The sequence below is a fragment of the Pinirhizobacter soli genome (genome assembly GCF_015905305.1).
GTDB classification, from domain to species: Bacteria; Pseudomonadota; Gammaproteobacteria; order Xanthomonadales; family Rhodanobacteraceae; genus Pinirhizobacter; species Pinirhizobacter soli.
Genome location: NZ_JADZLQ010000001.1, coordinates 1,405,029 through 1,431,466, shown reverse-complemented (window position 1 = coordinate 1,431,466; position 26,438 = coordinate 1,405,029). Strand labels below are relative to the sequence as shown.

At 65.1% G+C, this 26,438-nt stretch carries 28 protein-coding genes; 13 read left to right on the top strand and 15 right to left on the bottom strand.

Annotation, left to right across the window (positions count from 1 at the left end):
• Positions 1 to 28: 28 nt before the first annotated feature.
• Positions 29 to 1,564 carry a peptide MFS transporter gene (locus NDK18_RS06195; protein ID WP_250627327.1) on the bottom strand — a complete coding sequence of 512 codons (1,536 nt, stop codon included), beginning with the start codon at positions 1,562 to 1,564 and terminating at the stop codon, positions 29 to 31.
• Between the two features lie 277 nt (positions 1,565 to 1,841).
• Between NDK18_RS06195 and NDK18_RS06190 the strand changes: the two genes are divergently transcribed.
• Positions 1,842 to 2,213: a diacylglycerol kinase gene (locus NDK18_RS06190; protein ID WP_250625184.1), complete on the top strand. Its 372-nt coding sequence runs from the start codon at positions 1,842 to 1,844 to the stop codon at positions 2,211 to 2,213.
• 441 nt (positions 2,214 to 2,654) lie between these two features.
• Positions 2,655 to 2,846: a membrane protein insertion efficiency factor YidD gene (yidD, locus tag NDK18_RS06185; protein ID WP_250625185.1), complete on the top strand. Its 192-nt coding sequence runs from the start codon at positions 2,655 to 2,657 to the stop codon at positions 2,844 to 2,846.
• A 297-nt stretch (positions 2,847 to 3,143) separates the two neighbouring features.
• Here the strand turns inward: yidD and NDK18_RS06180 are convergent, their stop codons facing one another.
• Entirely contained in the window at positions 3,144 to 5,099 is a 1,956-nt protein-coding gene (locus NDK18_RS06180) for an alpha/beta hydrolase family protein (protein WP_250627326.1), read from the bottom strand.
• A gap of 141 nt (positions 5,100 to 5,240) precedes the next feature.
• Between NDK18_RS06180 and lgt the strand changes: the two genes are divergently transcribed.
• From lgt to NDK18_RS19405, 8 genes are all read left to right on the top strand, one after another.
• Positions 5,241 to 6,059 carry a prolipoprotein diacylglyceryl transferase gene (gene lgt, locus NDK18_RS06175; RefSeq protein WP_250625187.1) on the top strand — a complete coding sequence of 273 codons (819 nt, stop codon included), beginning with the start codon at positions 5,241 to 5,243 and terminating at the stop codon, positions 6,057 to 6,059.
• A 10-nt stretch (positions 6,060 to 6,069) separates the two neighbouring features.
• Positions 6,070 to 6,864: a thymidylate synthase gene (locus NDK18_RS06170; protein WP_250625188.1), complete on the top strand. Its 795-nt coding sequence runs from the start codon at positions 6,070 to 6,072 to the stop codon at positions 6,862 to 6,864.
• Positions 6,865 to 6,949: 85 nt separating this feature from the next.
• On the top strand, positions 6,950 to 7,435 hold the full coding sequence (locus NDK18_RS06165) for a dihydrofolate reductase (protein WP_250625189.1): 486 nt from the start codon (positions 6,950 to 6,952) through the stop codon (positions 7,433 to 7,435).
• Positions 7,432 to 7,830 carry a (deoxy)nucleoside triphosphate pyrophosphohydrolase gene (locus NDK18_RS06160; RefSeq protein WP_250627325.1) on the top strand — a complete coding sequence of 133 codons (399 nt, stop codon included), beginning with the start codon at positions 7,432 to 7,434 and terminating at the stop codon, positions 7,828 to 7,830. Before NDK18_RS06165 ends, NDK18_RS06160 begins: the two co-directional genes overlap by 4 nt.
• Positions 7,831 to 7,847: 17 nt before the next feature.
• The gene (gene yoaA, locus NDK18_RS06155; RefSeq protein ID WP_250627324.1) at positions 7,848 to 9,803 is read left to right on the top strand and encodes a DNA repair helicase YoaA; all 1,956 of its coding nucleotides are present in this window, start codon (positions 7,848 to 7,850) and stop codon (positions 9,801 to 9,803) included.
• Between the two features lie 72 nt (positions 9,804 to 9,875).
• Positions 9,876 to 11,207, top strand: coding sequence for a cell envelope integrity protein CreD (gene creD, locus NDK18_RS06150; RefSeq protein ID WP_250625192.1), 1,332 nt, complete (start codon positions 9,876 to 9,878; stop codon positions 11,205 to 11,207).
• Entirely contained in the window at positions 11,204 to 11,890 is a 687-nt protein-coding gene (gene tsaB / locus NDK18_RS06145) for a tRNA (adenosine(37)-N6)-threonylcarbamoyltransferase complex dimerization subunit type 1 TsaB (protein WP_250625193.1), read from the top strand. The genes creD and tsaB overlap by 4 nt, the downstream gene beginning before the upstream one ends.
• Before the next feature lie 89 nt (positions 11,891 to 11,979).
• Complete coding sequence (locus tag NDK18_RS19405) at positions 11,980 to 12,864, top strand: tyrosine-type recombinase/integrase (protein ID WP_250625194.1); 885 nt, start codon at positions 11,980 to 11,982, stop codon at positions 12,862 to 12,864.
• Between the two features lie 10 nt (positions 12,865 to 12,874).
• On the opposite strand, the gene NDK18_RS06135 is transcribed toward NDK18_RS19405, so the two are convergent.
• Positions 12,875 to 13,861, bottom strand: coding sequence for a YeiH family protein (locus tag NDK18_RS06135; RefSeq protein WP_250625195.1), 987 nt, complete (start codon positions 13,859 to 13,861; stop codon positions 12,875 to 12,877).
• Between the two features lie 71 nt (positions 13,862 to 13,932).
• On the opposite strand from NDK18_RS06135, the gene NDK18_RS06130 reads away from it, so the two are divergent.
• Positions 13,933 to 14,817, top strand: coding sequence for a LysR family transcriptional regulator (locus NDK18_RS06130; RefSeq protein WP_250625196.1), 885 nt, complete (start codon positions 13,933 to 13,935; stop codon positions 14,815 to 14,817).
• 8 nt (positions 14,818 to 14,825) lie between these two features.
• Here NDK18_RS06130 and ptsP read toward each other — a convergent pair whose 3' ends face one another.
• The 12 genes from ptsP to NDK18_RS06070 all read right to left on the bottom strand — a co-directional run bounded on the left by ptsP (position 14,826) and on the right by NDK18_RS06070 (position 24,690).
• Entirely contained in the window at positions 14,826 to 16,562 is a 1,737-nt protein-coding gene (gene ptsP / locus NDK18_RS06125; RefSeq protein ID WP_250625197.1) for a phosphoenolpyruvate--protein phosphotransferase, read from the bottom strand.
• A gap of 2 nt (positions 16,563 to 16,564) precedes the next feature.
• The gene (locus tag NDK18_RS06120; RefSeq protein WP_250625198.1) at positions 16,565 to 16,834 is read right to left on the bottom strand and encodes an HPr family phosphocarrier protein; all 270 of its coding nucleotides are present in this window, start codon (positions 16,832 to 16,834) and stop codon (positions 16,565 to 16,567) included.
• Positions 16,827 to 17,228: a PTS sugar transporter subunit IIA gene (locus NDK18_RS06115; protein ID WP_250625199.1), complete on the bottom strand. Its 402-nt coding sequence runs from the start codon at positions 17,226 to 17,228 to the stop codon at positions 16,827 to 16,829. The genes NDK18_RS06120 and NDK18_RS06115 overlap by 8 nt, the downstream gene beginning before the upstream one ends.
• Positions 17,225 to 18,112 carry an RNase adapter RapZ gene (gene rapZ / locus NDK18_RS06110; RefSeq protein ID WP_250625200.1) on the bottom strand — a complete coding sequence of 296 codons (888 nt, stop codon included), beginning with the start codon at positions 18,110 to 18,112 and terminating at the stop codon, positions 17,225 to 17,227. The genes NDK18_RS06115 and rapZ overlap by 4 nt, the downstream gene beginning before the upstream one ends.
• A 4-nt stretch (positions 18,113 to 18,116) precedes the next feature.
• A complete protein-coding gene (hprK, locus tag NDK18_RS06105) occupies positions 18,117 to 19,067 on the bottom strand; it encodes an HPr(Ser) kinase/phosphatase (protein WP_284691502.1) in 951 nt (316 codons plus the stop codon).
• Positions 19,068 to 19,126: 59 nt separating this feature from the next.
• On the bottom strand, positions 19,127 to 19,447 hold the full coding sequence (gene hpf, locus NDK18_RS06100) for a ribosome hibernation-promoting factor, HPF/YfiA family (protein WP_250625201.1): 321 nt from the start codon (positions 19,445 to 19,447) through the stop codon (positions 19,127 to 19,129).
• Positions 19,448 to 19,576: 129 nt separating this feature from the next.
• Complete coding sequence (locus NDK18_RS06095) at positions 19,577 to 21,055, bottom strand: RNA polymerase factor sigma-54 (RefSeq protein WP_250627323.1); 1,479 nt, start codon at positions 21,053 to 21,055, stop codon at positions 19,577 to 19,579.
• A 96-nt stretch (positions 21,056 to 21,151) separates the two neighbouring features.
• Positions 21,152 to 21,871 carry an LPS export ABC transporter ATP-binding protein gene (gene lptB / locus NDK18_RS06090; protein WP_250625203.1) on the bottom strand — a complete coding sequence of 240 codons (720 nt, stop codon included), beginning with the start codon at positions 21,869 to 21,871 and terminating at the stop codon, positions 21,152 to 21,154.
• A 3-nt stretch (positions 21,872 to 21,874) separates the two neighbouring features.
• Complete coding sequence (gene lptA / locus NDK18_RS06085; protein ID WP_250625204.1) at positions 21,875 to 22,474, bottom strand: lipopolysaccharide transport periplasmic protein LptA; 600 nt, start codon at positions 22,472 to 22,474, stop codon at positions 21,875 to 21,877.
• Positions 22,475 to 22,502: 28 nt separating this feature from the next.
• The gene (gene lptC / locus NDK18_RS06080) at positions 22,503 to 23,105 is read right to left on the bottom strand and encodes an LPS export ABC transporter periplasmic protein LptC (protein WP_250625205.1); all 603 of its coding nucleotides are present in this window, start codon (positions 23,103 to 23,105) and stop codon (positions 22,503 to 22,505) included.
• The gene (locus NDK18_RS06075) at positions 23,102 to 23,650 is read right to left on the bottom strand and encodes a KdsC family phosphatase (RefSeq protein ID WP_250627322.1); all 549 of its coding nucleotides are present in this window, start codon (positions 23,648 to 23,650) and stop codon (positions 23,102 to 23,104) included. Before NDK18_RS06075 ends, lptC begins: the two co-directional genes overlap by 4 nt.
• 29 nt (positions 23,651 to 23,679) lie before the next feature.
• The gene (locus NDK18_RS06070) at positions 23,680 to 24,690 is read right to left on the bottom strand and encodes a KpsF/GutQ family sugar-phosphate isomerase (RefSeq protein WP_250625207.1); all 1,011 of its coding nucleotides are present in this window, start codon (positions 24,688 to 24,690) and stop codon (positions 23,680 to 23,682) included.
• Positions 24,691 to 24,864: 174 nt separating this feature from the next.
• On the opposite strand from NDK18_RS06070, the gene NDK18_RS06065 reads away from it, so the two are divergent.
• Positions 24,865 to 25,107, top strand: coding sequence for a BolA family protein (locus tag NDK18_RS06065; RefSeq protein WP_250625208.1), 243 nt, complete (start codon positions 24,865 to 24,867; stop codon positions 25,105 to 25,107).
• Positions 25,108 to 25,153: 46 nt separating this feature from the next.
• On the top strand, positions 25,154 to 26,413 hold the full coding sequence (gene murA / locus NDK18_RS06060) for a UDP-N-acetylglucosamine 1-carboxyvinyltransferase (RefSeq protein WP_250625209.1): 1,260 nt from the start codon (positions 25,154 to 25,156) through the stop codon (positions 26,411 to 26,413).
• The last annotated feature ends 25 nt before the right edge of the window (positions 26,414 to 26,438 follow it).

The following is a 26,438-nucleotide window of genomic DNA, read 5'->3' as shown; positions in this document are numbered from 1 at the left end:
ATGGACACATGATAAGCCGCCGGCGGGGTTATTCCTCGCTATGGACGGCCGGCAACGGCGTGTGCTGCTGCGAAAGCGCGTGCGTGGTGGAGAGCTTCTTCATCATCGGCAGCACCGCCAGGGCGATCACCGTGCAGCCTAAGCCTACGAAACCGAGCTTGTTGAACAGCGCCGTGTAGATCGGCAGCGACAGGTGCGGGTCGGTGATGTCCGAAGGAATGGCGGCGAAGTTGGCCACCACGCTTCCCAGGTACTGCGACACGCCCACGGCCACGTAGTAGGCGCCCATCATGAAGCCGCCCATGCGCGCGGGCACGTAGCGGGCGATCATGGCCAGCCCCAGGCCGCTCACCAGCAGCTCGCCCAGGGAATAAAGCCCGTAGCCCCACACCATGAACCACGAGGAGATCTTCGCGTCCACGGCGGTATTGCTGCCCACGCCGTACATGAAGAACCCGGCCGCCACCGCGGCAAAGCCCCAGGCGAACTTCGACGCCACGGAAAAATTCTTCCCTCGATCGCCGAAGTAGTTATAGATGAACACCAGCACCGGGCTCAGGATCACGATCCAGATCGCGTTGAGCGACTGGAACTGCTCGGGGATCCAGGTCATCAGGTGGAAGCCGAACAGGTCGAACGACAGGTCCACGTTGCGCTGGGCGAACAGGTTCAGCGAGGTCGACATCTGCTGGTAGAAGATGAAGAAGAAAATGGTCTGGATGGTCAGCACCAGCGCCGCCGACAACCCCGAGCGCTCGCTGCGTTCGCTCGAGCGGATCAGGTGGATGAAGATGCCCAGGATCACCACGCCTGCGCCATACACGCACGCGCGGGCCACCGATTCGCTTTGCAGGATGAAGGCCGAGACGGCCACGGTAATCAGGGAAGCTGCCAGCACGATCGAAGCATTGCGCAGGCTCACCGGCTTCTCATCGGGCGGCGAGCCGATATGGGACAGCGTGCGGTGCATCAGCATGTAATTGCCCAGGCCAAGCAGCAGGCCGATCGAGCACACGCCGAAGGCGGTATGCCAGCCCAGCGAATCGCCGTAGTGTTCGCCCACGTAATCGCGGATCCAGGGCGTGAGCAACATCGACACCGTAGAGCCGACGTTCACCGCCATGTAGTAGATGGTGAAGGCGCTATCGATGCGCACTTCATCGCCTTCGTAGATCTTGCGCACCAGGTTGCCGGCGTTGGGCTTGAAGAAACCGTTACCCACCACGATCACGCCCAGCGCAACGTACAGGAACATCGCGTTCTCGGTAGGCACCCACAGCAAGGCATACCCGAAGGCCAGCACCACCGCGCCGACCAGCATCGTGCGGCGCGTGCCCAGCAGTTTGTCGCCGATCACGCCACCGAGCGCTGGCGTCGCGTAGATCAGCGCGGCGGCCGCGCCCCAGATCAGGTTCGAACTGCTGTCGCCGAAGCCCAGCTTCTTCACCATGTAGGTGACCATCAACACCTGCATGCCGTAGAAGCCGAAGCGCTCCCACATTTCGATAAGGAAAACGGTGCTGAAGGATCGGGTCTGGGAGACCGGAGGCAGGGCTGTCGACATGGTATTTCCGTGCAGGTGGAAGCGGCGGGCGATACGGCGGATGGCCCGTAAACTGGGCAGAACCGCCGAAGGTTAACCGATAAAACCCTCATATGGGCGCTTTGTGAAAGGCGAGGGTATTGTCATCTTTGCCATGCCGCAGTGCAGCATAAGCGACTGTCTCGCAAGGTCTTTCGTGCCGACCCGGCCGCTCCGAGCATTGCGGCAAATCGACGCAACCGGCAGCTGCTACGCGATCTGGCATCATGTGGCGCTTTCCACTGATCGACTGGATTCCATGGCGACCGACCAACCCCGCGGCCCCCGCCAGATATGGGCGGCCTTCCTTTGGTCGATGAAGGGCTTCCGCGCCGCCTTCCGCCACGAGGCATCCTTCCGGCTGGAGGTCTACATCGCCGTGGTGGCGATCCCGCTAGGCCTGTGGCTCGGCAACGGCCCAGTGGAGAAGATCCTGCTGATCCTGGCGCCCGCCCTGGTGCTGTCGGCTGAGTTGCTGAACTCGGCGATCGAGGCGGTAGTGGACAAGGTCAGCCCGGAGTTCCATGAGCTCGCCGGACGCGCCAAGGACATGGGTTCGGCGGCGGTGTTCGTGCTGTTGATGCTGGTGGTGGTGAGTTGGGCGCTGATTCTGGTGCCGCGGTTTCTGTAAAGCGCTATTCGGACGACGCGCGAGTTTGGTCTTTCGCTACTGCTCTAGCTGACTCCTGAAACTAGCATTCATCGAACCGCTCAGGGGTCGGTAAATATATCTGCGAGTATCCGGCAAGCCATCCATCGCTAGGCAAGGTAGTCGGAAGTAAAAGCACTCTCACAGTTTGTGACACGATGTGTGCAATCAATTGCATCGCCGCCAACCTCAAGATTTTCCGAACGTGGCTGAAGGTACTGGAACTCCTCTCAGGAGTCTTTCATGTACGAGTACCACATGGTGCAAGTCCCGCCGAACATCAGCGTGTCCAACAAGCAGCAGGGCAACGAAGCTGCCACGTATCTTCAAAATGTCGTGAACACTATGCTCAGAATGGATGGGAGTTCTTCCGCATCGACCAAATTGGCGTCCAGGTCAGGCCGGGATGTCTCGCAGCTTTGAGTGGGACGAAGACCGAGAATCTCGCCTTCTCGACTCCGCGACGTATGCCTATTTGAGCCCAGCTGCTCTAACTATGCGATAGAAGCAATTCAAAGATTTGGGACGGTTCGGGGCTGGAGCCTGGCGATCGCTCGGATTAGACGATGCGCGGCACCTAACGGTGGGTTCGACCCTGTTCCGCCACGACCCTGATACGACGCCCGCGAGCACTCGATTGAATGCCAGGAACCATGTCCCCTTGTTTCTTCCGCCGCCTAGTGAGCGCTGGTAGTACACGCTTGTGGTCATGAAGTAGAAGGCAGAAGCCTTTCCAACTCAGATTGCTTCCATGGAAATTCGTCGCCACTTTTGCGACCGTTACTATGGACCTCGCTTTCGCTAATAAATAGAAAAGCCACCCCGTTTCCGGGGCGGCTCGTCATGACGCAATGTCAATCTTCGCTTACAGACTACTGAAGTCGTACTGCGCCTTTCGCAATCCAGGCGGGGTTATTTTGCCGGGGCGCCCGCACCGATGTATTTCTCCAGGAACGCCTGCAGGCGGTTGAACATCGCCACGTTGTTGGCGGGCTTGTAGAAGCCATGGCCCTCGCCGGGCACCGACATCCATTCGTAAGGTTTGTGGGCAGCATCCAGGGCCGCTCGCATTTCCTTGGCGCCGGCGTACGGCGCGCGCTCGTCGTCCTCGCCGTGGATAAGCAGCACCGGTACGTCCAGCTGCGATACCAGCGTTACGGGCGAGTTGGCGGCCAGTTCGGCCGGATCCTTACCCATGGTGGTTTCGAGGTAGCTAAGGTCGCGCTTGCTACCGTGCGAATCGCCTTTCTCGTAGCGCATGTGCATGTCGTAGACACCGGCATACCCCACCGCGCACTTGAACATGCCCGGTGCGCGGATCGGTGCCATCAACGCCGAGTAGCCACCGAAGCTGGCGCCGAACACGCAGACGCGCGCCGGGTCGGCGTAGTTCTCGCCGATCGCCCACTTCACGCCGTCGATCAGGTCCTGCTGCATCTTACCGCCCCACTGGCGGTAGCCGTCGTAGACGAACTGCCGCCCGCGTCCGCTGGAACCGCGGAAATTCACCTGCAGCACGAGGTAACCACGATTGGCAAGGAATTGCGCATCGCTGTCGAAACCCCAGTCATCGCGAATGTCATCGGGGCCGCCGTGGGGCATGAGCACCATGGGCAGTTTGCTTTCGTTCCGCCCTGGCGGCAGCGTGAGATAACCCTCCAGTTCTTCGCCGTCGCGGGCCTTGAAGCGGATCGGACGACGCTCGGCCATCTTCGCCGGGTCGATCCACGGGGCTACGTCGAACAAGCGACGCACCTTGTAGGTCGTCAGCTCGATCAGGAAGTAGCTGCCCAGGTCGCGGTCGCTGCTGGTACTGAACAACAATTGCTTGCCGTCGTCGCTGAAGTTGACGAACTGGAGCATCTTGCCCGGGAATTTCGCCGCCAGCGCCTGGTGGAGCTTGGCGTAGGGATTGGCCGGATCGACGTAGATCATCTTGGGAATGCCGGTGAGCGTCCATGCGCCGATCGGCTGGTAGGGCTTGGGCGTCCACATGACGTCGCCAACCGAGGAGAACGGATCGCTGGCCAGCACCTTGGCTTGCCCATCGCCGTCCTGGCGGACGAGTTGGGTCGGGCCACCCTTGGCGCTGTGCAAGGCGATCAGGTCCTTGCCGTCGGCAGACATGGTGAGGGGCTCGTACAGCACGCCGACCACCTTGTGGTCGAGCTTGGTCCAGCCGTTGCCGTCCTGGCGGAAAACCACGCTCTCGAAGTTTTCGTCGCCGCCAAAGGCGTAGCGAACCTGCCCGGCATCGTCCAGGGTAAAGGCCATGCCGCCCACGCCGATATCGGCCATGGTGCGGCGCGCGCCATTGGAGGAATCCACGTCGTACAACGTGCTCGCCTCGTCACGCTGGTACATGTGCGCGCGCATGTAGAACCGGTTGTTGGCCTGGCGCGGCCTGCCTTCAATGAAGCCCCAGCCGCGGTCGGTGCCGCGGGTGGAGGAATGATTGGCGATATCCCATCCGAAGAGATAATCCTGGTGCTTGCCGTCGACGTCGGTGGCGATGATCTCACCGGTGAGGTACGGCTTGTCGATCGAACCCATTTCCTTGGCCTGGCTCAGCACCAGCCGAGTGTTGCTGACCCAGGTGATGTCCTCTGGAAGCATGTAGCGCGGCATGCGCAGGATGCTGGCCGGAGTGGTCATATCGTCGATGTGGTAGATCACCAGCGCGTGCTGGTCTCCGGATTCATCGTGCATGGCCAGGGCGATGTACTTGCCGTCGGGCGAAAGCGCCGGATCGGAGAACATGGCGCGGCGGGTGAAATCCTCGACCGGGATCAGGTCGGCGGCGACGGCCGCGGCGGATACGGACAGACACAGCGCGGCCACGGCGGCGCGCACGATACGGCTTTGCATCAAGTGAGTCCCCTTTGCGGGCGGCTGCCCCCTGGCGGCCGGTCCCGTGGGCGAGTATAGCGAGCCGGCGGGGGGACGCCAGTGGCCGCCAGGCCCCGCCCGGACGGTACAATCGGGGGTCTTCCAGCCCTGCGAACCCCCATGGCAGCTCCTTTCGTCGTCAATTTCAACCCGGTGGCCTTCAAGGCGGGGCCGCTGGCCATCCATTGGTACGGACTGATGTACCTGGGCGGTTTCCTTGGCGGCTGGCTGGCTGGCGAATACCGCCGCCTGAAGGGTCGTTTTCCGGTGTCCCGCGATGCCTATAGCGACCTCATCTTCTACGCCATGATGGGCGTGGTGATCGGCGGCCGCGTGGGCTACATGCTGTTCTACACGCCGATCAACTGGATCTGGCACGACCCGCTGGCGCTGGTGCGTATCTGGGACGGCGGCATGAGTTTCCACGGTGGCCTGCTGGGCGTGGCAGCGGCGAACTGGTGGTGGTCGCGCCGCCATGGCCTGCATGTGTTCGATACGGTGGATTTCATCGCCCCGCTGGTGCCGATCGGCCTGGGCCTGGGCCGGCTGGGCAATTTCATCAACGGCGAGTTGTGGGGCAAGCCCAGCGACGTCGCCTGGGCGATGGTGTTTCCCAATGCGCCCGATGCCCTGCCGCGCCATCCCTCGCAGCTTTATGAATTCGCCCTTGAAGGCGTGGTGATGTTCGCCGTGCTGTGGATCTACTCGATGAAGCCGCGGCCGCGCTATGCGGTGTCGGGGATGTTCGCCCTGCTTTACGGCTGCTTCCGCATCTTCGTGGAATTCTTCCGGCTACCCGATGCCCAGCTGGGCTACCTGGCCTTCGGCTGGCTGACCATGGGCCAGATCCTGTCGATCCCCTTGCTGGTGTTCGGCATCATCTGCCTGGCGTTGTCGCGCCGCTCACCCACCTTGCCCCTCGCCGCGCCAGCGGCGTAGGCTTCAGGCCATGCACGCCTACCTCGACCTCCTGCGCCACGTCCTTGACCAGGGCGCTGAAAAACAGGACCGCACCGGCACCGGCACGCGCAGCGTGTTCGGCTGGCAGATGCGCTTTGACCTGGCCCGCGGGTTCCCGCTGGTCACCACCAAGAAGCTGCACCTGAAGTCGATCGTCCACGAACTGATCTGGTTCCTGAAGGGCGATACCAATATCGGCTACCTCAAGGAGCACGGCGTCCGCATCTGGGACGAATGGGCCGATGCCAATGGCGACCTGGGACCGGTGTACGGGCGGCAATGGCGGGCCTGGCCCACGGCCGACGGCAAGGTGGTGGACCAGATCGGCTGGGTGATCGACGAGATCCGGCGCAACCCCGATTCGCGCCGGTTGATCGTCTCGGCGTGGAACGTTGGCGAGCTGCCGAAGATGGCGCTGATGCCCTGTCACACGATGTTCCAGTTCTACGTGGCCAACGGCCGGCTGTCATGCCAGCTCTACCAGCGGTCGGGCGATATTTTCCTGGGCGTGCCGTTCAATATCGCCAGTTACGCGCTGCTTACGCACATGATCGCCCAGGAAACCGGGCTGGCTCCGGGGGACTTCATCCATACCCTGGGCGACGCCCATCTCTACGCCAACCATGTCGACCAGGCGCGCGAGCAGCTTTCGCGCGAGCCGCGGCCGCTGCCGAAGCTCGTGCTGAATCCCGACGTGAAATCCGTCTTCGATTTTACTTACGATGACATCGCCATCGCCGGCTACGATCCTCACCCGGCCATCAAGGCCCCGGTGGCAGTGTGATCGAACGCTTGTTGGATTGGCGCGTGGCGTGGCAGGCACTACCATAAGCGGGTTTTGACACGTCAACCGGTTTAGAAGGACACCTATGGCCGTATCGATCATCGCCGCGCTGGACGAGAATTTCGCCATCGGCAAGCACGGACAGATGCCCTGGCACCTGCCGGCGGACCTCGCCCACTTCAAGCATCTCACCCTGGGCAAGTACGTGGTGATGGGGCGCAAGACCGCCGAGGCGATCGGCAAGGCCTTGCCCGACCGCCATAACCTGGTGCTGTCGCGCCGCCACGATGCGCCGTTCCCGGGGCAGGTGACGGTTCGTTCGATCCCCGAGGCGCGGGCCACGGCCGGCGGCACCGGCATCACCGTGATCGGCGGCGGTGAGGTCTACCGCGAAGCCCTGCCGTTCGCACAGCGCCTGTACCTGACCTGGGTCTATGCCGCCGTCGATGGTTGCGACGCCTTCTTTCCCGGCATTGATTTCAAGGAGTGGACGGAGATCTCGCGCGTGCACCATGCCGCCGACGCCACCCACGCCCATTCCTTCGACATGGTCGAATATATCCGCGCATGATCCACGTGGCCGCCGGCGCGCTGATCGACGTCGACGGCCGTGTACTGCTGGCCCAGCGGCCCCCGGGCAAGCACCTGGCCCTGATGTGGGAATTCCCCGGTGGCAAGCTAGAACCGGGCGAGGATGCCCTCCAGGGCCTGGCACGGGAACTGGCCGAGGAACTGGGCATCGCCATCGGCGATGCCACGGCGCTCATGCAATTCCCCTGGGACTACGACGGCAAATCGCTGCTGCTTGACGTCTTCATCGTGACCACCTGGGAAGGCGAGCCCCGTTCGCTCGAAGGCCAGGCCCTGCGCTGGGTACTGCCCGCCGAAGCGGACCCGGTCGATCTTGCACCGGCCGACCGGCCGGTACTGGCTGAGCTCGCCCGCACGGTCCTGGTTCGTCCCTGACGTTTACAATGCTTGCCATGACCGACCACGATGCCGCCGCGCTGCTCGGCGCGGATGGCCCCTTTGCCCGCGAGATCCCAGGCTTCCTGCCCCGCGCCGCACAGCAGGCGATGGCTGCCGCCGTGCAGGAGGCCATCGCCCAGGCCGATACGCTGATTGCCGAGGCGGGCACGGGCACGGGCAAGACCTTCGCCTACCTGGTGCCGGCACTCCTTTGCGGACAGCGCGTGATCGTTTCCACCGGGACCAAGGCGCTTCAGGACCAGTTGTTCTTCCGCGATCTCCCGCGCGTTCGCGGCGTCCTGGGCGCGCGCCTGAAGACCGCCCTGCTGAAGGGCCGTGCCAACTACCTTTGCCTGCACCGGCTGGACCAGACGGTCCGCGAAGGCATGCTGGCCAGCCGTGAGGAATCCACGCAACTGGCGGCCATCCGCGCCTGGTCGGCGCGCACGCGCGCCGGTGACCGCATGGAACTGGCCGAGGTGCCCGAGGAATCGCCGCTGTGGCCCCGTGTCACCTCCACACCCGAGAACTGCCTGGGCAGTGAGTGTTCCTTCTTCGACAGTTGCCATGTGGTGCGTGCGCGGCGCGAGGCCCAAGAGGCCGACGTGGTGGTGGTGAACCACCATTTGCTGTTCGCCGATCTTTCGTTGCGGCAGGAGGGTTTCGGCGAGATCCTTCCCGGTGCGCAGGCCTTCATCCTGGATGAAGCGCATCAGGTGCCGGAACTTGCCGGCCAGTTTTTCTCGCAGAGCATCAGTGCGCGCCAGCTCACCGATCTTGCTGGCGACGTGCTCTCCGAATGCAACGGCGTGACCGGTGCCATGGGCCTGTTGCTGGAACCGGTGGAAGCGCTGCAGGGCGTGGTCAAACGCTTGCGCCTGGCGATGGATGCGCTGCCCACGCGTGGCGCCTTCGCCACGCTCGACCGCGATGAATCCATCGGCGCGGCCCTGGCGGAACTGCGCGAGGTGCTGGCGGCACTGGAAGACCTCTTGGGCGGGCAGGCCGAGCGTTCGCGCGGGCTGGCCAACGCGTTCGAGCGCACCCAGGCGATGCTGGTGAAGCTCGACCGCATCGTCGAAGGCGGAGGCGATGCCGACATCCGCTGGTACGAACTCTATCCGCGTGGCTTTGCCTTCCATGCCACGCCGCTGGATCTTGCTCCGCCGCTGCGCGCCATGCGCGAAGCCACGCAGGCCGCATGGATCTTCACCTCGGCCACGTTGTCGGTGGCCGGGGATTTCCAGCACTTCGCCCGTCAGCTGGGCATCGACGATCCGCATTCGCTCAGCCTGGAAAGCCCGTTCGATTACCGATCGCAGGCACTTTGCTACCTGCCGGCCAACGTGCCTGATCCGGCCTCGCGCGACCATACCGATCGCGTCATCGATGCGGTACTGCCGGTGCTGGAAGCGTCCAACGGACGCGCCTTCCTGTTGTTCACCTCGCATCGCGCATTGCGCCGCGCGGCGGAGTTGCTCACCGGCCGCGTGCCTTGGCCCTTGTTCGTGCAGGGCACCGCGCCGCGCCATCGCCTGCTGGAAGACTTCCGCCACAGCGGCCATGGCGTGCTGCTGGGCGCGGCGAGTTTCTGGGAAGGCGTGGACGTGTCCGGCGATGCGTTGAGCGTGGTGGTGATCGACAAGCTTCCCTTTGCCAACCCCGACGATCCCGTACTGCAGGCGCGGCTGGATGCACTTGAACAAACCGGCATCAGCGCCTTCATGGGCTGGCAGGTGCCCACCGCCGCCATCGCCTTGAAGCAGGGTGCCGGCCGCCTGATCCGCGACGTGCACGATCGCGGCGTACTGATGTTGTGCGACCCGCGCCTGGTCACCAAGGGCTACGGCAGGCTGTTCCTGGCGAGCCTCCCGCCCATGCCGCGCACGCGCGAGCTGGCAGACGTGCAAACCTTCTTCGCATCCTCAGGCGAAGCGGCGGCGAATTCGCCCGCCAGCGCCCGAAGTTAGCCATGCCGCGGCCGCGCCTGGCCTCAAGGCGCTGGTGTGATGGTGGCCCGACAGGTGCAAGGAGTACTTAACATGCCAGGCTGGATGCATTCGATAACCGCCAAGGTGCTTGGCGTGGCCGCGCTTGCGCTGCTGATGTTGATTCCGCTGGGCTCCATCCAGTCGATGGTGGGCGAGCGGCAAGAGCTGAATGCGCAGGCGGCCGGCAATGTCGCCAAGGGCTGGGGCGGCAGGCAGGTAGTTGGTGGCCTGATGCTCGCGGTGCCCGCCGAGCAAACCGTACTGGATGCCAACCAGCGCCAGGTGATCACGCGCAGCACCGAGTTCGTGCTGGCCGATCGCATGGCAACGTCGGCGACCATGTCCATCGAGCGTCGGCGCTACGGCATGTACGAAGTGCCGGTGTACGTTGCCGATGTCAGCTTCGTAGGGCATGTGGATGCCGCTGATGTCGCCACCTTCCGCCAGGCCAGTGGCCGTTCCTGGCTTGGAGCCAAAGCCGAGCTGCGCCTTCCAGTAGCTGACCTGCAAGGGTTGAGGGATGTCGGTGATGTACGCGTCAATGGCAAGCAGGTGCGCTTGGTGTCTTCGACCGCCCGGGCCGGTGGGCTTCCGGTGGTGTCCGTGCCGATCGACCTGGATGCGCTGGCGGGGCAATCGATCGACTTCACGGTGCGGATCAAGCTTGCCGGAACCGGTTCCCTGCAGTTCCTGCCCATGGCGCGCACGGGTACCGTCGACCTGCAAGCGCCGTGGCCCGATCCAAGTTTCGTCGGCGCGTCCTTGCCCGTGAGCCGGCGCGTGGACGACCGCGGCTTCCAGGCCCAGTGGCGCGTATTGGACTTGAACCGCGACTACGGGCAGCACTGGAACGAAGGCGATGCCAATGTCGATACCCGGATGGCGGCGTCGGCGTTCGGCGTGGAATTGTTCCAGCCGGGCAGCGTGTACCAGCAGAATGATCGCGCCGGTAAATATGCCCTGCTGTTCATTGCCATGACCTTCGTGGTGTTCTTCCTGTACGAGGTGCTGCAGCGCCTTCGCGTGCATCCGGTGCAGTACCTGCTGGTGGGTGCAGCGATGGTGGTGTTCTACGTGCTGTTGCTGGCGTTGTCCGAGCAGCTGGGTTTCGCGCTTGCGTACCTGATGGCCGCGCTCGCGGTGGTGGGCATCATCGCCGGTTATGCTTCGGCGGTGCTGCGCGCACGCCGCGCTGGCTGGACGCTGGGCGTCGTGCTGGGCCTGCTTTACGCGGTACTCTACGGTTTGATCGGGGCGGAACAATATGCGCTGCTGATCGGCGCCGTCGTCCTGCTGGCGGTGGTGGCGCTGCTGATGTACCTCACCCGCCACATCGACTGGTACACCCAGGGCAGCACGCGAATGAACCGGGAAACGCCTTGAAGATCCTTGCCATCGAAACCTCAACCGAAGCCTGTTCGGTCGCCCTGGTCCATGGCGAGGAAATCCTCGCCCGCAGCGAACTGGCGCCGCGCCGGCACGGCGAACTGGTGTTGCCGATGGCCGATAGCCTGCTGGCGGAGGCCGGCATGTCGCGGCAGGCGCTTGAAGGTATCGCCGTCGGCCGGGGGCCGGGGGCGTTCACAGGTGTGCGCCTTGCCATTTCGCTGGCGCAGGGTATGGCAATGGCGCTGGATCTGCCGGTGGTCACCGTGTCGTCCCTGCAGGCACTGGCCATGGAAGAAGACGCAGGGTCGGACGACATCCTCGCGGTGATCGATGCGCGCATGGGCGAGGTCTACGCGGCGGCGTATCGACGAGGCGCCGATGGCCTGCCCGAATCCCTGTCGGACGAATGGGTGGGGCCGCCTGCTTCGCTCACCGTACCGCCGGGAGGCCCCTGGAGCGTCGTCGGCACGGGCTGGGCCACCTACGCCGCGCAGCTTCGTGAACGTATCGGCAGCGTGGCCGCGCACGACGGCGCGTGCTATCCGCAAGCGCGTAACGTCGCCCTGCTGGCCTTGCCGGCGTTTCGCGCCGGCAAGGGAGTGAGTGCCGAGCACGCGCTACCGGTGTACTTACGCGACAAGGTGGCGCTCACGCTTGCCGAACAAGGCAAGCATTAGAGCGAAACGTGTAAGACGTAAGCCCATTCCTTCCCTACGCTAGTCGGTCGCCGTCAGCGAGTAGGCGGATCAACCGGGAGGGCTACATCGTGTACATCGATTTGCACGCGGCATCGCTGTTCGAATTTCTTGACTGGTATGTCATGCATCCGGAACGCAGCCTGCGCATCAGGCCGACCGAACGTTGCACGCTGCGCCGCTTGCGCGAAGCATTGGGCAGGCGGCGGCTGTCGTCACTAACCGACGATGACTTCGTCGACTATGCGCGGGCGCGGCGACGCGGCCATCACACGGACGACTCCGGCCAGCTTCGTGGACCCTGCGCACCGTCCACGCTCAATATCGAGATCTCGTTCTTCAGCCGGATGTTCGCCTTCGCCCGCCGGCACGGCTGGCCGGCACCGGATGCAGGGTGCATCGAAACGGCCCGGGCGCGCCTGCGCGACGATGCCACCATCGCCCGTGCTGCCCGGCGCGAGCGCATGCCCACGGACGCGGAACTTGCCAAGCTTCGCCGGGCCATGGCCCGCGAAGCCCACCTGCTGCTGCCGCTTGAGGACGTGGTGGAGTTCATCCTGTGCTCGGCGCGCACCCTTGGCGAAACCTTGCGCTTGCGCTGGGCGGATATCGACCTGGGACGGGGCGTGGTGTACCTGCGCACCAGCGATCACGTGATGGGCACCTGGGCCCGCCGGGCACGGCTCACCCTGGAAGCCCAGGAACTACTGGGCCAGCAACCCCGAGGCGAACCCGATGCCCGGATATTCCCCTTCACTGCCGCCGCCATGACAACGGCCTTCCGCCGGGCCTGCATGCAGGCCGGCGTCGACGACCTGCAGTTCCGCGACCTGCGGCGCCTGGCCATCGCCCGCCTGTTGCACGCCGGGCGTCCCGTGCGTGAGGTAGCGGCGGTGGCGGCGTACTCCAAGCTGCATGACCTGCGCCGCTACATGCACACGCTGGTACCCGCCTAAGAGTGGCGGGCTAGAGCTGGTCAAGACCCCACTGCACGCCGAGGCTGGTGACAGCCACGGCGGCCCAGGTGGCCAGGCCCAGCATGATCGGGCGGACGCCACTGGCAGCCATGCGGCGAAGATCCGCCGACAGTCCGATCGCGGTCAGGGCCATCACGATCAACACCTCGGCCAGCTGGTGGATCCAGGGCAATGCCACGGTGGGCACCAGGCCCATGCTGCGCACCGCCGATGCCACCAGGAACCAGAGGATGAACCAGGGGAAGATGCGCGCCAGGCTGAAGTCGGCACCGCCGCTACGTTTTTCGCGCAGGCCTACAAGAATCGACAGCACCAGGCAGATCGGGATGATCAGCGTGGCCCGCGTCAGCTTCACGATGGTGGCGAAATCGCCCGCGGCGTGGCTGTAGCTGTAACCCGCGGCGACCACCGATGAGGTGTCGTTGATCGCCGTACCCGCCCACAGGCCGAAGCCGAGGTCGGAGAGGTCCATCAGGTGGCCGAGCCAGGGGAACAGCAGCACGGCGACCAGGTTGAACAGGAAGATGGTGGAGATCGCAAACGCCGTATCGTGCTCGTTGGCCTTGATGATGGGCACCACGGCGGCGATCGCCGAGCCGCCGCAGATGGCGGTGCCCACGCCGATCAGGATCTTAAGGTCGTCGTGGACATGCAGGGCGCGGCCGACAAGCCACGCGGCCAGGCCTGCCGCGGCCATGGTGCACAGCGTTACCGCCAGCGAGGAGAGCCCGGTATGGGCGACCTGCCCAAGGCTGAGGCCAAAGCCCAGCGCGATGATCGATGCCTGCAGCACCTGCCTTGAGGCAAACCGGATACCCGGTGCAAAGGCGGCGGACGGCGGCCTGGTGTTGCGCACCACGATACCGAGCACGATGCCGCAGACTGCACCGCCCACCAGCGGCATGGCATGGCCGAGCAACAAAGCGATCGCCGCGATGGCGGCCACCAGTAACAAGCCGGGAAGGAGGGTTTTCATGCCAGCCATGATCAGGCCTGCATTCGGATAAGCAAAATATATGTTTCTTATCCATGCTATAAATTTGTCTTATGAGCGGAATATCGCTTCGCCACATGCAGGTGCTGATCGCCGTCGCCGGCGAGGGCACCGTGTCCGCTGCCGCCGGACGCCTGCATCTTTCGCAACCGGCGGTGAGCATGGCGCTGGCCGAACTTGAGCGCCTGCTGGGCGAAGCGGTATTCGATCGTGTTGCCGGCCGCCTGCACCTGAACGAGCGCGGCCACGAATTGATGCCCCGCGCGCGCGAAATCGCCGAGCGTTTCGCTGCCTTCGCAGGTCCGGCCGCCACCGGCGAATCCCTGGCCGGCACGCTCACCCTGGGTACCAGCAATACGGTGGGTAATTACCTTGCCGGGGAACTCCTGGGCGGCTTCGTCGCGGCCCATCCGCGGGTAGCGATCCGCATCGCCGTCGGCAACACGGCGGACATCGCGCGCGGCGTGCTGGAGCATCGGTTCGATGCCGGCTTCATCGAGGGACCGATCGCCGATCCGGCGCTGCAGGTGCATCCCTGGCGACGTGACGCGCTGGCCGTATGCGTGCGCCCGGGTCATCCGCTGGCAACGCGGCGACGCCTGCTACCTGCGCACTTCGCCGGTGAACGATGGGTGCTTCGCGAACGGGGCTCGGCCACGCGTGCCCAGGCCGAGCGCGTGCTTTCGTCGTTGCCACCGGCGGGTGGCGTGCTGGAGCTGGACCAGACCGAAGCGATCAAACAGGTGGTGATCGCGGGCCTTGGCATCGCCTGCCTGCCTCGGGTAGCCATTGGCGATGCCGTGGCAGCCGGCCGGCTGGTGGCGCTGCATACGCCGTTCCTGGACCTGGAGCGGCAACTGGGCATCGTGCTGCCGCAGGGCCGTTACCGCGGCGCGGCGCTGGCGGCGTTCCTTGCTGGGCTTGGTGTCGGCAGCTAAGCGTGCGGCTAGTGCCGCTCCAGCGCCTCGCGCAGTTGTTCTTCCACCGCATCGCGTGTGTAGCAACGCACCAGGCTGGGTGCCAGCGCACGCAGCATGCCATGGTCGAGGTTGGACAGCTTGTCGCGTACGCGCAGCAGCTGCCCCGGGTGCATGCTGAATTCGCACAGGCCCAAGGCCACCAGCATCGGCGCATAGATCGGATCGCCGGCGATCTCGCCGCATAGGCTCACCGGCTTGCCGGCGCGCCGCGCCGCGGAGATCACGTGGCCCAGTACGCGCAGCAGGGCAGGGTGGAGCGGGTCGTAGAGATCGCCCAGGGCGTCGTTGTTGCGGTCGGCGGCCAGCACGTACTGCGCCAGGTCGTTGGTGCCGATGGCCAGGAAATCGGATTTCTCAAGGATGCTGCGTACGCCGATGGCCGCGGCCGGGACTTCGATCATCGCGCCGATGTCGATGCGCTCGGGCAGTTCGTGCCCTTGCCGGCGGAGGTCTTCGCGAGCCTGCCTGACGAGGCTGCGCACGGCGGCCATTTCGCCGGCGTGGGTCACCATCGGCACCAGGATGCGTACCGTGCCGTATACACCCGCACGCAGGATGGCGCGCAACTGCGCACTGAACACATCTGGATAGCGCAGGGAGAGTCGTACCCCGCGCACGCCCAGCGCGGGGTTGTCCTCGCCACGGATCACAAGGCCCGCCGCATCGGCCTTGTCGGCGCCGAGGTCGAGCGTGCGGATGGTGACCGGCAGGCCGCCCATGCCAAGCAGTACGTCGCGATAGGCGATGAATTGTTCTTCTTCGCCAGGCAGTCCACGCTGCCGCAGGAAAAGGAATTCGGAACGGTACAAGCCGATGCCATCGGCACCGCGGTTGCGTGCCTGGGCGATATCGGAGGATTGTTCGGCGTTGGCGAAGAGGCGCAGATGCACGCCGTCGCGGGTTTTCGTCGGCGCGTGCGCCAGCCGTGCCAGGCGCCGGCCCTCGTTGGCAGCTTCGCGCTGCCAGGTGCGGTAGCGCTGGAGGTCCTGTGCGGTGGGATGGACGATCACTTCGCCCTTCTCACCATCCACCAGCACCAGGTCGTCGTCGTTGATGGCCGAGAGCGCATCGCGCACGCCCACCAGCATCGGCAGGTTGAAGCTGCGCGCCAGGATCGCACTGTGCGAATACACGCTGCCGGCCGAACCCACCACGCCCAGCAGGCCGTGGCCGGTGTAGTTGGCCATGTCCGCCGGTGCCACGGTATCGGAGACCAGGATCTCGCCCACGCGCGAGGCGAGCTTGCGTTCTTCCGCGCTGGCCTGCTGCTGCAACGCCGCCATGACGCGGCCGATCACCTGGTCGATGTCTTCGCCGCGGCTCTTGAGGTAAGGATCGTTCATGGCATCGAATACCGCAGCCAGACGGTCACGCTGCAGTTTCAGCGCGGCGCCGGCACGGTAATGACCCACCCGAACCAGTTCATCAAGGCCGCGAAGCAGTTCCTGGTCGTCCAGCAGCAGGCTGTGCGCGTCGATGAAATCACCCACTTCGCGTGCCAGCGCACCGTGCAGCTTGCCGCGCAGCTCGTGCAGTTCCTGGCGCGCGGTGTCCAGTGCCATATGCAGGTGCACGATCTCAGCTTCGACCTCGTCGCTGCGCAGCGGCGTGGTATCAACGTGGAAGATGTTCGGTTGAACCAGGCGCGCGCGACCGAGCGCCATGCCAGGCGCTGCGATGGCACCGGTCAACTGCCGGCGCACGCTCAGCCGCCCTCGTCGAACTTGCGGTCGAAAAGTTCGACCACGGCGTTGAGCGCGGTTTCCTCGTCGGCGCCCTCGGCGCGGACGACGAGCGGGCTGCCGAGCCCAGCGGCCAGCATCATCACGCCCATGATGCTTTGCGCGTTGACCTCGCGCCCACGGTGCACCAGCCAGACGGTGGATTTGAACCCCTGGACCAGCTGGACCAGTTTGGCCGAAGCGCGCGCATGCAGGCCCAGGCGGTTGGATACCACGATTTCGCGCTCAAGCATGATCGATGAAGATTCCCCCGCGGCCGCCCGCGGCGGCCACTTCGACAAGTTCGGACAAGGATTTTTCCGGATAGTTGAGTACCCGCAGCAACATCGGCAGGTTCAAGCCCGATACGCAGCGGATGCGTACACCGAGATCGGCCAGCGACAGGCCGATATTGCAGGGGGTGGCGCCGTAGAGGTCGGCCAGCACCAGCACGCCGTGGCCGCTGTCCAGTTCGCGCGCATGCTGGGCGGTGAGCGAGCGCATGATGTCGGGATCCGCATGCGCGGGTACCTCCACCGCCGCCACGTGCAGCGGCAGCCGCGGCATGACGTGGCGCGCGGCCGAAATCAATGCCTGGCCCACTGCTTCGTGGGTCATCAACAGCACGCCGACGCCGGGGTCGCTCATTCGAGTTCCCGGTGGAAGGTGAGCGCGCTGCCGCGGCCGCTGCGGAAGTGTTCGGCGAGTTTCTCCACCAGGTACACCGAGCGGTGGCGGCCACCGGTGCAGCCGATGCAGATGGTGAGGTAGCTGCGGTCGTCCTTCTCGAACTGCGGCAGCCAGTTCTCCAGCCAGTGCACGGTGTCGTGGAAGTACTGGGCCACCAGCGGTTGTTGCTCGAGGTATTCGCGCACGGGTGCATCCTTGCCCGACAGTGGCCGCAGGCGGGCCTCCCAGTGCGGGTTGGGCAGGCAGCGCGCGTCGAAGACGAAATCGGCATCCAGCGGCAGGCCGCGGCGGTAGGCGAAGGACTCGAACATCAAGGTCATGCCATCGCTGGCGGCCGCGTATCCGGTGGCGATCAGGCGGCGCAGCTGGTGGACGTTCAAGTCGCTTGAGTCGAGCACGCGTTCGGCGATCGCGGACAAGGGGCGCAGCAGCTTGCGTTCGCGCGCAATGGCGTCGGCCAGCGACAGGCCTTCGGACGACAGCGGATGGCGGCGGCGTGTTTCGGAGTAGCGCTTGATCAGTACGTCGTCGCGGCTGTCCAGGAAGATCAGGTGGACTTCCACGCCCGTGGCCGCGATGTCGGACAGCACGCTGGGCATGCGCGAAAGATCGGCCTCGCGGTTGCGCACGTCCACGCCCACCGCGATGTGGGTTTGCGGCCCGTGCTCGCCCTGGCTCACCGCGGCCACCAGCTGCGGGATGAGCGCTGCGGGGAGGTTGTCCACGCAGTAGAACTCGAGGTCTTCCAGGGCACGCAGGGCGACCGTCTTGCCACCGCCGGACATGCCGGTGAGCACGACCAGGCGGATGGATTTGGGGTCGATGATGTTGGGCGGCGTCATGCGTTCACCACGGTGGCAGGCGGCGCATCTGGTGCGCCTGCCGGTCCATGAAGGTTTGCGCCGGGTCGATGCCCTTGCCCTTGAGCGCCTGGCTGCGTACGGCGGCCTCGACCAGCACGGAAAGGTTGCGGCCCGGCGCCACGGGGATGGTGATCATCGGCACGTCGACATCCAGGATGTTGCGGCGGCCGACGTCGCCGGTGATACGCGTCATGGCGTCGGTGTCCTCGCCTTCGCGCAGCGGCTTCAAGTGGATCACCAGGCGCAGGTACTTGGACGGCTTCACCGCGGTGTGCCCGAACATCTCGCGTACGTTCAGCACGCCCAGGCCGCGTACTTCCAGCAGATCCTGTAGTAGTTCAGGACAGGCGCCGTCGATGACGTCGGGAGCGATCAGGGTGAACTCGGTGGCGTCGTCCGCCACCAGGCGGTGGCCGCGGCTGATGAGTTCGAGCGCTAGTTCGCTTTTGCCGGAGCCCGATTCACCGGTGATCAGCACGCCGATGGAAAACACTTCAAGGAATACGCCATGCAGCGTGACGCGCGGTGCCAGCGTGCGGGCCAGGTGGTATTGCAGGTAGGTGAGAAGTTCGTGTCCACGCTTGGAGCTGAGCCAGAGCGGGGTATCGGTTTCCTCTGCCATTTCGCGCAGGTCCGCCGGGACGGGTTGTTCCTTGGTGACGATGAGCGCGGCGGGGCGGTAGGCGGCGATCTTCTGGATGGCTTCCCAGCGCTGGCGCGAATCGCGCCCGTCGAGGTAATTGAGTTCCTCGGTGCCGATGATCTGCACCTTGTTGGGGTAGATCACGTTGAGGTAGCCCACCAGCGACGGGCGACGGCTGACCGATTGACCGTGTTCGAGCACGCGCCCTTCGCCGCGCAAACCGGCGATCCAGCGCATGCCCATGCGCTCGTGGGTGCTGTCGAAGAGTTGTCGGGCGGTCAGCCGGTCCAAGCGTGGGGTGTCCCCGGGTAAGCAGGCCTCATTGTGCCATGCGCCCGGGGCGCCCGGGGTCAGACCTGGTTTATTGCCCGCGCTTCGCGCTGGTGGTGGTCGCTTTGCTTTTCCTTGTGCTTGCGCAGCTGTGCGACCAGTTTCTCGGCCATGGTGTCGATCGAGGCGTACATGTCCTGTTCCACGGCCTGGGCATGCAGGCGGTTGCCGGACACCAGCAGGGTACCTTCGGCCTTCTTTTCCGCATCGTCGACGCAGAGGACGACATTCAAGCCCGTGATGTTTTCGTAAAGGCGTTCCAGGCGGTCGAGCTTGGATTCGACATGGGTACGCAGGGCATCGGTGATGTCGATATGGTGGCCGCTAAGCTGAAGTTGCATGGTTTCTCGCCTCCTGTTGCTGCGGGTCCGGCCGGATTCTAGGGCCGGTGAACGGCGGTGCCGCTATCTTCAAACACTTCACTTACAAGGATTGGGACGGATTAGACGGGCTCAAGTTCCCTTGGGTGATCAACCGGCGCGGACGCGGTCGGACGAACTGGGGATCCGCATGCCTTCGCGGTACTTGGCCACCGTACGGCGTGCTACCTGAATACCCCGTCGATGCAGGTCTTCGGCCAGGGCCTGGTCGGAAAGGGGCTTTCGCGGGTCTTCGCCGGCGATGAGCTTGCGCAACATGGCCTGGATCGCGGTGGCCGAGGCGCTGCCGCCATCCTCGGTGGCAACACCCGATGAAAAGAAATGTTTCAGCTCGAACGTGCCCCGCGGCGTGTGCAGGTACTTGCGGGTGGTGACGCGCGAGATGGTGGACTCGTGCATGCCTACTTCCTCGGCCACCTCGCGCAGCACCAGCGGGTGCATGGCCTCGGGGCCGTAGTCGAGGAAGGCGCTTTGCCGGCGGACGATCACCTCGGCCACCTTCTGCAGGGTTTCGGCGCGCGACTGCAGGCTCTTGAGCAGCCAGCGCGCTTCCTGCAGCTGGCCCTTCATCCAGGTGGCGTCCTCGCCGCGGGCGCGGGCGATCAGGTTGCAGTAGTGCTGGTTCAGTCCCAGGCGCGGCTGGCAATCGGGGTTGAGCGACACCAGCCAGCGGCCGTTCTCGCGCCGTGCGTAGGCGTCGGGGGCAACGTATTCGACCGGTGTGGCGTCCAGCGCCGCGCCGGGCCGCGGATCGAGCGAGCGGATCAGGCCCAGGGCCCCGGCGACGTCAGCTTCTTCGCAGCGCAGCTTGCGCGCCAGTTTGCCCGAGTCGTTGCGGGCGACCAGTTCCAGCTCGAACTCCACGATGCGCAGGGCGACGTCGCGGAAGGCGGTATCCGGGGCGAACTGCCGCAGTTGCATCGACAGGCAGTCACGCAGATCCAGGCTTGCAACGCCAGTGGGATCGAAATGCTGCAGGCGCTTGCGCACCGCTTCGATTTCGGCAGGATCGGCATGGAAATCGGTGGGCAGAGCGGCGGCGACCGCATCGATGCCCTCGTGCAGGTAGCCGTCCTCGTCCAGCGCGTGGATGATCGCCGTGGCGATGGCATGGTCGCGCGGCGTGAATTGCGAGAGGTTCAGCTGCCAGGACAGGTGTTCGGTAAGGCTCGGCGCCGAGGCATTCTGCGGTTCGAAACCGTCGTCTTCGTCGCCCTGGCTGTTGCGGCTGCCGCCGGAAGAGTAGTCCCCCACTTCGCCATGGCGAGGCTCCGCTTCCCAGTCACCGTGGGTGTCGTCGACGTCGGGCGGCGACTCTACCGTTTCCTTCTCGGCGGTGGTCTTGGGCGCGGCATCGATGAAGCGGTCGGACTCGAACTCCTCGTCGGCTTCGGCAGCTTCCGCAGGCTCGGCGTCTTCCTCGAATTCAAGCAGCGGATTTCCCTCGGCGATCTGCCGAAGTTCGGCCTCGAGCTCCAGCTGCGACAGCTGGAGCAGGCGGATGGCCTGCTGCAACTGGGGCGTCAGCGTGAGCTGCTGGTTGAGGCGAAACTGGAGTCCGGGTTTCATGCCTGCCATGGTCGCCTTGGTCAGTCCCATCCTAGCGCGTCGGCATAGGGCCGGCCAGCAGGCCCTTTGGCCAGATGGCCCGGTCCGGCACCGGCGCTAGAGGCGGAATTCACGGCCCAGGTACACCTCGCGGACCTTCTCGTCGGCGAGGATGTGGGCCGGGGTGCCGCGGGAAAGCACCTCACCATCGTTCATGATGTAGGCGCGGTCACATATGCCCAGGGTCTCGCGCACGTTGTGATCGGTGATCAGCACGCCGATGCCGCGGTCCTTCAGGTGCCTGACAATGCGCTGGATTTCGCCGACTGAAATCGGGTCGACGCCTGCGAAGGGCTCGTCCAGCAGCATGTAGCGCGGCTTGGCGGCCAGCGCGCGGGCGATTTCCACGCGGCGGCGCTCACCGCCGGACAGGCTGATGCCCTTCTGGTCGGCGATGTGGCTGATCTTCAATTCATCGAGCAGACCTTCAAGCTCCTGCATCTGCTGCTTCTGGCTGAGGTTCTCGCGCAGTTCCAGCACGGCCAGGATGTTGTCGGTGACCGAAAGGCGGCGGAACACCGAGGCTTCCTGGGGCAGGTAGCCGATGCCCAGCTTTGCCCGCGAGTGCATGGGCAGCGCGGTGATGTCCTGTTTGTCGAGCTTGATGGAACCGGCGTCGGCCTCGATCAGCCCGACCACCATGTAGAAGCAGGTAGTTTTGCCGGCCCCGTTGGGGCCAAGCAGGCCCACGACCTCGCCCTCACGGATGGAAAACGCGAAATCCCGCACCACCTGGCGCGCGCGGAAACTCTTTTGCAGGCCCTGGGCTGAAAGCATCGGTCAGGGCTTGGCGGCGGTGGAGGCGGCCGCCGGTGCGTTGGCGAGCTTGCCCGCGGCAGGCGCCTTGGGGGCTGCCTTGGGCGTGGGCGTACAGTTGGGCACCGACTGCGGGCGTACCGGCGCGGGCTTCCCGTCCGCCCCCTTGGGTTTGGGCAGGAACTGCATGGTCACCAGGTTCGTGTCGCCGCTTTGGCCTGTCATGTTGCTGGTGTCGGTGTGGTAGACGAGCTTGTCGCCGTTGGATTCGCCGCGGCCCTGCTGCTTCACCCACGCGTTGGTGGTGAGGGTGACCACGTTCTGTTCCACCACGTAGTCGATGTTCAGCGCATGGCCGTCGACGTTGTTGCAGTTGTCGTCGATCTCGTGGAAGGTCGCCGGCTTGCCATCGACCACGGCACGCACTACCTGGTTATCGGAGTCCAGGTAGATGTGCGCGATGTCGCCGGTGACCTTCAGCGTGCCCTGGGTCATCACCACCTTGCCCTTGTAGATCACCAGGCCGTTGGTGCCCTGGGTGGCGTCGACCGATACGCCCTGGGCGTTGATTGGTTCATTGCGGTCGCTTTGCCTGGCGCTGGCGCCCGTCGTGGCGGCGAGCATGCATGACAGTCCGAGCGCCAGGAGCAGCCTACGGCGTGCGCTTTTTTGGCATGAACGAGCTGTGGACGTCATCGAGGAGCTCCAGGTGCTTGGAATCGAGGTTGGCCCGCATGCCAACGCCCTTCATTGTAGAGGTTCCCTGCACGATCGTGGCGGGGGCGTCGGTGGCCAGGCGGTTCTCCTTGGGCCAGGAAGTGACCTCGGAGGTATCCATCTGGGTGGCGGCCGTGGTGCCGAAGGCATTCCGGTGCATGTGTACCTCGCCCTGGAGCTTCAGGATATCGCCGCCGGAGTCCACCCACCCGTACTGGGAGTGGCCCGTCCAGTCGGGGGTGCCCGCTTCCTTGGGCGGCATACGGAAGTCGGGGGAGATCAGGTACAGGGCGTCGTCGCCCTCGCGGCGATCAAGCCGGGGCGCATGCAGGCGGAAGCTGAAGGCGCCTTCCTCGTTCCAGGAATCGAGGATGAAGTTGTGCAGCACGTAGCCCGATCGGGGCGGGCCGACGAAGTCGGACACCTTGGCCTGGGGCTGGATGTACCAAGACACCAGGGTTGCGATGAGCGCCGCAACGGTGAGTGCAACGATGGCAGCCGGGACTTTCCGGTCGCGCAGGTACAGTCGCAGGTTCAAAGCCAGCGTTCCAGTTCGGCATCGGCCTTGCCCTGGGCTGCCAGGATCAGGTCGCAGGCTTCGCGGGCGGCGCCATGGCCGCCAGCGCGGCGGGTCACGTAGTGAGCGTGCTCGGCCACCGTCGGGTGGGCGTCGGCCACAGCCACGGCCAGGCCCACCATGCGCATCGGGGCGAGGTCGGGCAGGTCGTCGCCGACGAAAGCGGCCTCGTCGGGCGTGAGGCCCAGTGCGTCGATGATTTCCAGCACGCAGGCCCGTTTGTCCTGCTGGCCCTGGTAGAGGTGTTCGATGCCCAGTTCCTCGGCGCGCAAGGTGACCGGGTGGCTGATCCGCGCGGTAACGATGGCCACCTGCACCCCGTTTTCGTGCAGGCGCTTCAGGCCCAGGCCGTCATGCACGTGGAAGACCTTGGTTTCATGGCCGTCCTCGCCCACGAAGAGACCGCCGTCGGTAAGGGTGCCGTCCACGTCGAAGACGGCCAGCCGTATACGGGCGGCACGGGCGCGGATATCGGCGTCCAGGTCACTGAAGTGGCGGTAGGGCATGGCGGGAGCAGGCGGGGGCGGGAGGCGAATCAGACCACGCGGGCCCGGAGCAGATCATGAATGTTCAGCGCGCCGACCACCTTGTGGGATTCGTCGACCACCAGCAACGCATGGATTTGGTGTTTTTCCATCAGCTGGGCCGCTTCGATGGCGAGCTTGTCGGCGCCGATGGTCTTCGGGCCGCGGGTCATGAGTTCGGCCACCGTGGCATTGCGCAGGTCCACCGCGTGGTCGTCCAGGGCACGGCGCAGGTCTCCGTCGGTGAACACGCCCAGCAGGTGGCCGGCGTCATCGACCACGGCCGTCATGCCCAGCTGCTTGTGGGTCATTTCCATCAGCGCCTGGGTGACCGAGGCCCCCGGCGGCACGCGGGGAATGGCGTCGTCTTTGTGCATGATGTCGGCGATATGCAGCAGAAGTCGGCGGCCAAGGCTTCCGGCGGGGTGCGAGCGGGCGAAGTCGTCGGAGGTGAAGCCGCGGGCCTCGAGCAGGGCCACGGCCAAAGCATCGCCCACCACCAGGGCCGCCGTGGTGCTGGCGGTGGGTGCGAGGCCCAGCGGGCACGCCTCCACGGGAATGCTTACGTCCAGGTTGAGGTCCGCTTCCCGGCCCAGCGACGAGCGCACATTGCCTGTCATGGCGATCAACGGAATGCCCTGGCGCTTGAGCACAGGCAGGATGAAGAGCAGTTCGTCCGTCTCGCCGGAGTACGAGATGGCGATGACGATATCCTGCGGTTGGATCATGCCCAGGTCGCCGTGGCTGGCTTCGCCGGGGTGTACGAAGAATGCAGGCGTGCCGGTGGACGCCAGGGTGGCGGCGATCTTCCGGGCGATATGACCGGATTTGCCCATCCCCGAGCACACCACGCGGCCTTCGCATTTCAGGATCAGCTGGCAGGCGGCGACGAAGTCGGCACCGATCCGCGGCTCGAGCAACCGGATGGCCTCTGCCTCGATGCCGATCACGCGCCGGGCACTGGTGACCAGGGCGGCGGGGTCTACGGCAGCAGGGGCGGGCGGGGCGATGCGAGCGTTCATGCGGGCCTATGCGTGGGGTGCTGTCGTTTCTGCGCCACAGATTTTCCATTACCATGGCCGCTTGTCATTCTATCCTCTTTGTCATCGCCGGGTTGCGGACCCCTTGGTACGCCCCGCATTCGGGTCCCATCGGGGCCCGGAACCGCGATAGACCACCCATTGGTTAAGGAATTTATGGACGCAGCCTCCATCCAGGCTCTGATCGAACAAGGGCTGCCCGGCGCCAGCGTGAGCGTGCGGGGCGACGATGGCGTGCATTTCGAGGCCGACGTCGTGGCCAGCCAGTTCACCGGCAAATTGCCCCTGGCCCGTCACCGCATGGTCTACGCCACCCTGGGTGATCTCATGGGCGGTGCCATCCATGCGTTGGCGCTCAAGACGCTTACCCCCGAAGAGCGGTCCGCGCGCGGCCCTTGAGGTCGCAGCGCCCACCTCCTTTAAGTTTCCCCCTTTCGAGTTTCCCATGGCCAAGATCCTTATCACCGGCGGCGAGCCGCTCAATGGCGAAGTCGGCATTTCCGGCGCCAAGAACGCTGTCCTGCCGATCCTTGCTTCCTGCCTGCTGGCCGACGAGCCGGTAAGCATCGGCAACGTGCCGCACCTGCACGACGTCACCACGTTCATTGAGCTCCTGGGGCAGATGGGCACCCGGCTGGTGCTGGATGACCGCATGAAGATGCACGTCGATCCGCGTTCGACCAGCAGCACCTGCGCGCCCTATGATCTGGTCAAGACGATGCGCGCGTCGATCCTGGTGCTCGGCCCGCTGGTGGCCCGTTTCGGCCATGCCGAAGTGTCGCTGCCTGGCGGTTGCGCGATCGGTTCGCGCCCGGTGGACCAGCACATCCGCGGCCTGCAGGCGCTGGGCGCCGAGGTCACGGTGGAAGCCGGCTTCATCCGCGCCACCGCCAAGCGCCTGAAGGGCGCCCGGGTGGTGATGGACATGGTTACCGTCACCGGCACCGAGAACATCATGATGGCCGCGGCGCTTGCCGATGGCACCACCATCATCGAGAACGCGGCGATGGAGCCGGAGGTCGTCGACCTTGCCAATTGCCTGATCGCCATGGGCGCCGACATCGAAGGCGCGGGAACGCCCATCGTGACCATCCACGGCGTCGAGCGCCTGCACGGCTGCCACTACGAAGTACTGCCCGATCGCATCGAAACAGGCACGTTCCTGGTCGGCGCCGCGATCACCGGCGGCAAGGTGCGTTGTCGCAATGCCCGCGCCGATACCCTGGATTTCGTTCTGGCCAAGCTCGAGGATGCAGGCGCCCACATCAGCACCGGCGATGACTGGATCGAACTGGACATGCGCGGCCGTAAGCCCAAGGCCGTGAACATCACCACCGCGCCGTACCCGGCGTTTCCCACCGACATGCAGGCGCAGTTCACCGCGCTCAACTGCGTGGCCGAGGGCGTGGGTGTCATCACCGAAACGGTGTTCGAAAACCGCTTCATGCATGCGCACGAGCTGCAGCGCCTGGGCGCCGATATTCGCCTGGAAGGCAACACGGCCATCATCAAGGGCGTGGGCAAGATGAGCGGCGCGCCGATCATGGCCACCGACCTTCGCGCCAGCGCCTGCCTGGTGCTGGCGGGCCTGGTGGCCGAGGGCGATACCACGGTCGACCGCGTGTACCACATCGATCGCGGCTACGAGAACATCGAGGAAAAGCTCGGCGTGCTCGGCGCGAAGATCCGCCGTCTGCCGAACTAACTTAAGTTGATTGCCGCGCGCAGGT